This window comes from Nocardia sp. NPDC060220 (assembly GCF_042727815.1).
Taxonomy (GTDB): Bacteria; Actinomycetota; Actinomycetes; order Mycobacteriales; family Mycobacteriaceae; genus Nocardia.
In genome coordinates this window covers 1-5376 of the sequence record NZ_JBHWZY010000470.1, presented here as the reverse complement: position 1 = coordinate 5376, position 5376 = coordinate 1, and the positions used below count along the sequence as shown (strand labels likewise).

Below are 5376 nucleotides of genomic sequence, written 5' to 3'. Positions count from 1 at the left end.
ACGCAGACGTTCGTCCTCGTCGGCGACGAAATAGGTGTCTCGGCACTCGAAATGGAACGCTGACCGCTTGGTTTCCCGGAACAGTCCGGGCCACAGGTCAGGCTCGTCGTTGGGCCGATAGCGCACCGTAAAAGGTCCTTTCGAGCTTGGGGACCTCGATAGCCGACTCGTCGGCGGCGAGGTTCATCTGTGCGAGCGTTTCCGGGTCGGTAATCGGTCGGCCGGTCAGGGTGAACGTGCCCCTACCGCTGTCGACCATCGGTACCCCGACGTAGGTATCTGGTTGGGCGAAACCTAGGAGCAAGTGCGGGATTTCAACGGTTTCCGGTGAGTCCGTCTGCCATCCCTGCACCGCGTAGGTGCCGCTGTCGGTGGCGAACAGTGTCGGGCAGCCGCCCGAGTCGCTGCCGCCGTTGCCGAGGAACGTTAGGCGCATATCGCTACCCCCTGGTGAGAACTTGCGCGAGCTTTCCCGTACTCCCACATCGTCCCACCGTGTAACACAGGTTGTCACCTGTTCAGACCACTTGGAGCAAGTTCAAGAAAGTTCCTGTTCAGGCGGTCGTACAACCCCATACCGTCAGCTCCGACGCTCCCGGCGGGTTTGAACTAGGAGTCCCCGCCGGGAGTGGAACCCAAAGAGCACCAGGAGGCCGCGATGCTCCCGCAGTGGACACCCAGAACCGAACGCCCGCACCCGATCAACGTTGCGCCACCGAGCGTGATCAGGCGACTGCTCGCAGCGCTCGAGGCGTGGCCGACGAACAAGCAGCCCTCATGACCAGCCAGACGAAGGCCCAGCTTGCCGACCTGACCGAACGCGCCGCACGCCGGTCGATGACCATCACATCCACCCCGGAAGGCTGGCAACTCGCCTCGGCTTGGAGAGTGGTTGTTGTGGGTGACGTGGACGCCGTCGCCGCATGGTTGAGCGCCGCAGAAACCTACGACCGCCGCCCCCGGCAGTACTTCCCGGCCGGATGCCAGGCGGACACGTGATCGTGATCGGGTGGGTGATCGTGATCGGCCTACCAGCCATCGTGTTCGTCGCAGCCGTGTGGCCAAAGCGCGACCAGTGAACATAGGTCTTGTTCGGCCACCCGAAGCGTGTGTACGCCGATACCCTGAGCACTCAGTATCAGGGGAGTGATCGTCACCGTGGATAACAGCCGTTGTCCTACCGATCCTTACGTTCTACTTCGATGAGCTGATCCAGACAGCCGAGTGCGTGATTCTCGCCGTGGTGCTGGGGAGACTTGCTGCCGCAGGATGTGGGCAAACTGTGGGCAGCAGGCTGAATCTGCCCGCACTCAGCGCATAAAAAAAGTCCCTGACCTGCGTTAACAGGCCAGAGACTCTTTGGTGGAGCTGCCGGGAATCGAACCCGGGTCCTCCGCCGCGTCTTCAGGGCTTCTCCGTGTGCAGTTCGCTGTGTCTCTGCTCGGATCTCCAAGTCTCGCGAACAAGCCTGGATGACGATCCCAGTCGCTGTTAGATGTCCCATCCGACTCCGCGACCGAGCCGAACGGTAATTCCCTCTAGCTGATGCCAGTACCCGGGTCGAGGGACGAACCCGGACTGACAGAGACGACCTGGCTACTTAGGCAGCGAGGGCGTACTCGCGCTGATTGGAATCGGCGCTTAATTGGTTGCAGCGACGCTTACGGTGGTCTCTTGCCTGCACCGACACGCTTCCCCTGAATCAACGTACGCAGTCGAAACCGTTCAGCCCCGTACGTGCCCGCACCGTGCGGGCTAGTCATATTAACACCGGCGCGACGTGAGATCTTCCCATTATTTCTGCCAGCTCGCGGTGTCGCCGGAGTGATCTTGTAGCGAACCCCGCCAGATGGCCTCGGCGAATCCGGGTGGGGCTGCCGGTGGTGACGGGTACTGTTCTCGTTCGGCCGCCCCGGAACGGTCAAATGTCCTGGGCGACTGGAGCAAGGAGTTATCTCATGGCATTCACCAGTCACCGTGGACTGCGCCGATTCGCGGCGATCCCGGCTGTTGCGAGTCTCGTGCTGGCCGCGGCCTGCTCGTCGGGCGAGTCCACCGCCGCGCCGGGCGTCACCAGCACGCCCTGTCCCGGTTCGCCGAACACCGATAACGGCTGCATCTATCTCGGGGTGCTCTCGGATCTGGCGAACGGGCCGTTCACCCCGCTCGGTGCCTCGATGAACGACGGTCAGATGGCGTTCTGGAAGCAGGTGAACGCGGCGGGCGGCATCGGCGGCTACGACATCGACATCAGCACCTACACCCGCAACACCTCCTACGATCCGCGCACCCATCGCAGCGCGTATGAGGAGATCGAGCCGAACGTGCTCGCGTTGTCGATGAGTTTCGGGACCGCGCAAACCGTCGCGATGCTGAACCAGATGGACGCCGACGACATGGTGAGCACCGCGGCCACCCAGTGGTCGGGCTGGAACTATCGCAGCGCCGACCGCAATCTGGTGCTCAGCGCGGGCTACTCCTACTGCACCGAAGCGGTGACCGGCCTCGACTGGTTCGCCGAAACCCATTACGCGCCGCGCAATATCGCCGTGGTCGCCTATCGCGGCAACTACGGCGGCGACTACGCCAGCGGCGCGCTGAAGTGGGCGCTGGCCAACGACGCCACCATCGCCGATCGCATCGACACCGGACCCAATGCCGAGGTCGGCAACCAGGACGGTCCCGTGGCGGAGATCCTGGCCGCCGCGCCGGACCTGGTGATGCTGGCCACCGGACCCGCCGAGACCGCGGAGATCGTGGGCAAGCTGGTGAAGTCGGGTTTCACCGGGCGATTCCTCGGCTCGCTACCCACCTGGAACGCGGCACTGCTGCAATCGGCGGCCGCGCCGGCGCTGACCGCGCTCTACAACTACACGACCCCGGTCGACAGCTGGGCCGGCGACAGCGTGGGCGCCAAGCACGCCCGCGACGCGATCACCGGCGAACCGGCCAACTTCGGATATTCGCTGGGCTGGGCGATCACCTATCCACTCAAAGCCCTGCTCACCGCCGCGGCGGCGAACGGCGAACTCACCCGCGCCGGCCTGCGCCGCAGCGTCGGCGCGATGAAACCCGACGGTGAGGGCATGGTCGTGATCCATCCGGCTGGGGCGGCCGAACCGGATCTGGAGACGGAGTGGTCGGCGGTGTTCGAACCGGACCGGGAGGCGCCGATGGGCGCCAGAGCGGTGAGTGTCGGCTACCAGGGCAAGACGCTGGGTCGACTCAACCTGCACGAGCCCTGCACCCGGTTGTAGGGAATCAGCTCGCGGCGATCATGGCGACCGCCGTGAGCGCGAGCACCATACCGACCTTCTGGGTGGCGCTGATGCGCTCGCCGAGCAGGACCATCGCCAGCAACACAGTCGCCGCCGGATACAGCGAGCCGATCACGCTCACCACCGACAGCATCGCGCCGTGGAAGGCGTAGAGCAGCGCGGCATTGGCGATCACATCGAGCACGCCGACCGCCAGTGCCAGGCGCAGTGGTTCACCGTGCAGTCCGCGGAATTCGCCTGCCGCCAGCGCCGATGTCCACACGACCGCGGTTGCCGCCACCCGCTGGGCGAGCAGGGGCCACAGTCCCGCGCTCGCACTGGTTTCGTGCAGGAAGTAGAACGCGAAACCGAACGCGGCACCCGACCCGATCGTGAGGAGCGCGACCCGGCGGGTGAAACGCAGTTGCCTGCCGCCGGTGATCTCCTCGGTGGTTTCGTCCGGTGCTTCCCTGCTCACGAGCACCACCGCGACCAAGGCGACGGCGATGCCCGCGATCGCGATCGCGCCGGGCCGTTCGCCGAGAAAGAACCCGGCGATCACCGGGATGCCCGCGACCAGCACCGCGGTCAGCGGCGACACCACCGACATGGGACCGTCGGCGAGCGCGGCGTAGAACCACCACACCGCCAGGCCACTGGCCACACCGGCGGCCAGGCCCCACAGCACGGACGCGGTGTCGGCATGCCCGCCCACCAGCGGCGCGATCAGCAAGACCAGCAGCACGGAGAACGGATACGACACCACAACCACACGCAGCGCCGTGACCCTGCGTGCGGCGATCCCGCCGAAGAAGTCGCTGACTCCGTAGCCCGCCGCCGCGACGAGGGCGAGCACTACGGAGATCAACGCATGCCTTTGACCCGCCGACCTATTTCACGGGTGACCTCACGCTCGGCCTGCTTGCGGGCCAGATCCTGACGCTTGTCGTAGTCCTGCTTGCCCTTGGCGAGGGCGAGCTCCACCTTCACCTTGCCGTCGGAGAAGTACATCGACAGCGGCACCAGCGTCTGGTTGCCCTCGCGCGACTTGCCGACCAGGTGCTCGATCTCACGCTTGTGCAGCAGCAGCTTGCGGGTGCGGCGCGGGGAATGATTGGTCCAGGTGCCGTGGCTGAACTCCGGGATGTGCAGCCCGCGCAACCAGACCTCGCCGTGGTCGACGGTCGCGAAGGCGTCGACCAGCGAGGCCTTGCCCTCACGCAGGCTCTTCACCTCGGTGCCGACCAGCGCGATCCCCGCCTCATAGACGTCGAGGATCGTGTAGTTGTGCCGCGCCCGGCGGTTGGTCGCGATGACCTTGCGCCCCTTTTCCTTCATAACGGTCAACTGTAAGTGACGGCGCCAGCCCTTTATTCCATGGCCGACTCAGACCCTGGCGGCTGCCCTGGCCAGTGCGCGGTCGCGCTGCTCCTCGAAACGAGCCGCCTTGACCTCGAGGTCGAGCAGGTAGGTGTGCAGCTCGTCGCGGGCGATCTCGCCTTCGGGGCCGAAATCGGTGCGCTCGAAGATTCGCCAGATCCGCAGGGTCGGGCGCAGGACGACATCGAGGTGCTGGCGCAGGTCGTACACGCCGTGCTTGGCGAGCAGCACCGCGTTGCGGCGGAAGTTGGGCTGGTTGAGGCCGGGCATCTGGAAACGCAGGATCACGTCGGTGATGGCCCGCATGGCCTCGTCGGGGGTGAGGTCGAGAGCCGCCGCGCAGAGCTTGCGGTAGAAGATCATGTGCAGGTTCTCGTCGGCGGCGATCCGGGCCAGCATGCGATCGGCGACCGGGTCGTCGCACAGGGCGCCGGTGTTGCGATGGCTGATTCTGGTCGCGAGCTCCTGCAACGTGACGTAGGCGACGCCCTTGAGGAACTGCGAACCCTTCTCCGGTTTGGCGATACCCGCGGTCATGTGCGACATCCTGGCCTCTTCGAGCGCGACCGGGTCGACGGCGCGGGTCACGACGAGGTAGTCACGCAGGACGATGCCGTGGCGGTTCTCCTCGGCGGTCCACCGGCCGACCCAGGTGCCCCAGGCGTTGTCGAAGCCGAAGGTGTCGGCGAGTTCGCGGTGGTAGGAGGGCAGGTTGTCCTCGGTGAGCAGGTTGGTGATC

Annotated in this window: 6 protein-coding genes and 1 other RNA gene; 2 read left to right on the top strand and 5 right to left on the bottom strand. The window is 65.6% G+C overall.

All coding sequences use genetic code 11. The features are described 5' to 3' along the window. Nucleotides 1–97: 97 nt before the first annotated feature. A complete protein-coding gene (locus ACFWF3_RS22695; protein ID WP_379315183.1) occupies nucleotides 98–436 on the bottom strand; it encodes a hypothetical protein in 339 nt (112 codons plus the stop codon). Between the two features lie 233 nt (nucleotides 437–669). Between ACFWF3_RS22695 and ACFWF3_RS22690 the strand changes: the two genes are divergently transcribed. Then, the gene (locus tag ACFWF3_RS22690; protein WP_379315182.1) at nucleotides 670–999 is read left to right on the top strand and encodes a hypothetical protein; all 330 of its coding nucleotides are present in this window, start codon (nucleotides 670–672) and stop codon (nucleotides 997–999) included. 361 nt (nucleotides 1000–1360) lie between these two features. Here ACFWF3_RS22690 and ssrA read toward each other — a convergent pair. After that, nucleotides 1361–1733: a transfer-messenger RNA gene (gene ssrA / locus ACFWF3_RS22685) on the bottom strand. Between the two features lie 225 nt (nucleotides 1734–1958). Between ssrA and ACFWF3_RS22680 the strand changes: the two genes are divergently transcribed. Further along, nucleotides 1959–3257 carry an ABC transporter substrate-binding protein gene (locus ACFWF3_RS22680; protein WP_378991390.1) on the top strand — a complete coding sequence of 433 codons (1299 nt, stop codon included), beginning with the start codon at nucleotides 1959–1961 and terminating at the stop codon, nucleotides 3255–3257. Between the two features lie 4 nt (nucleotides 3258–3261). Here the strand turns inward: ACFWF3_RS22680 and ACFWF3_RS22675 are convergent, their stop codons facing one another. The 3 genes from ACFWF3_RS22675 to ACFWF3_RS22665 all read right to left on the bottom strand — a co-directional run. Then, nucleotides 3262–4125 (bottom strand): EamA family transporter, encoded by an 864-nt coding sequence (locus ACFWF3_RS22675; RefSeq protein ID WP_378991389.1) that lies wholly within the window; start codon nucleotides 4123–4125, stop codon nucleotides 3262–3264. After that, on the bottom strand, nucleotides 4122–4595 hold the full coding sequence (gene smpB / locus ACFWF3_RS22670; protein WP_378920812.1) for an SsrA-binding protein SmpB: 474 nt from the start codon (nucleotides 4593–4595) through the stop codon (nucleotides 4122–4124). Before smpB ends, ACFWF3_RS22675 begins: the two co-directional genes overlap by 4 nt. Before the next feature lie 48 nt (nucleotides 4596–4643). Beyond that, nucleotides 4644–5376, bottom strand: a 733-nt coding sequence (locus tag ACFWF3_RS22665; protein WP_379315181.1) for an acyl-ACP desaturase, incomplete at its 5' end; no start/stop codon positions are given.

Excerpts from the sequence above, each read along its gene's own strand:
- ACFWF3_RS22695 (WP_379315183.1), bottom strand. The coding sequence starts at position 436 with ATGCGCCTAACGTTCCTCGGCAACGGCGGCAGCGACTCGGGCGGCTGC.
- ACFWF3_RS22680 (WP_378991390.1), top strand. The coding sequence starts at position 1,959 with ATGGCATTCACCAGTCACCGTGGACTGCGCCGATTCGCGGCGATCCCG.
- smpB (WP_378920812.1), bottom strand. The coding sequence starts at position 4,595 with ATGAAGGAAAAGGGGCGCAAGGTCATCGCGACCAACCGCCGGGCGCGG.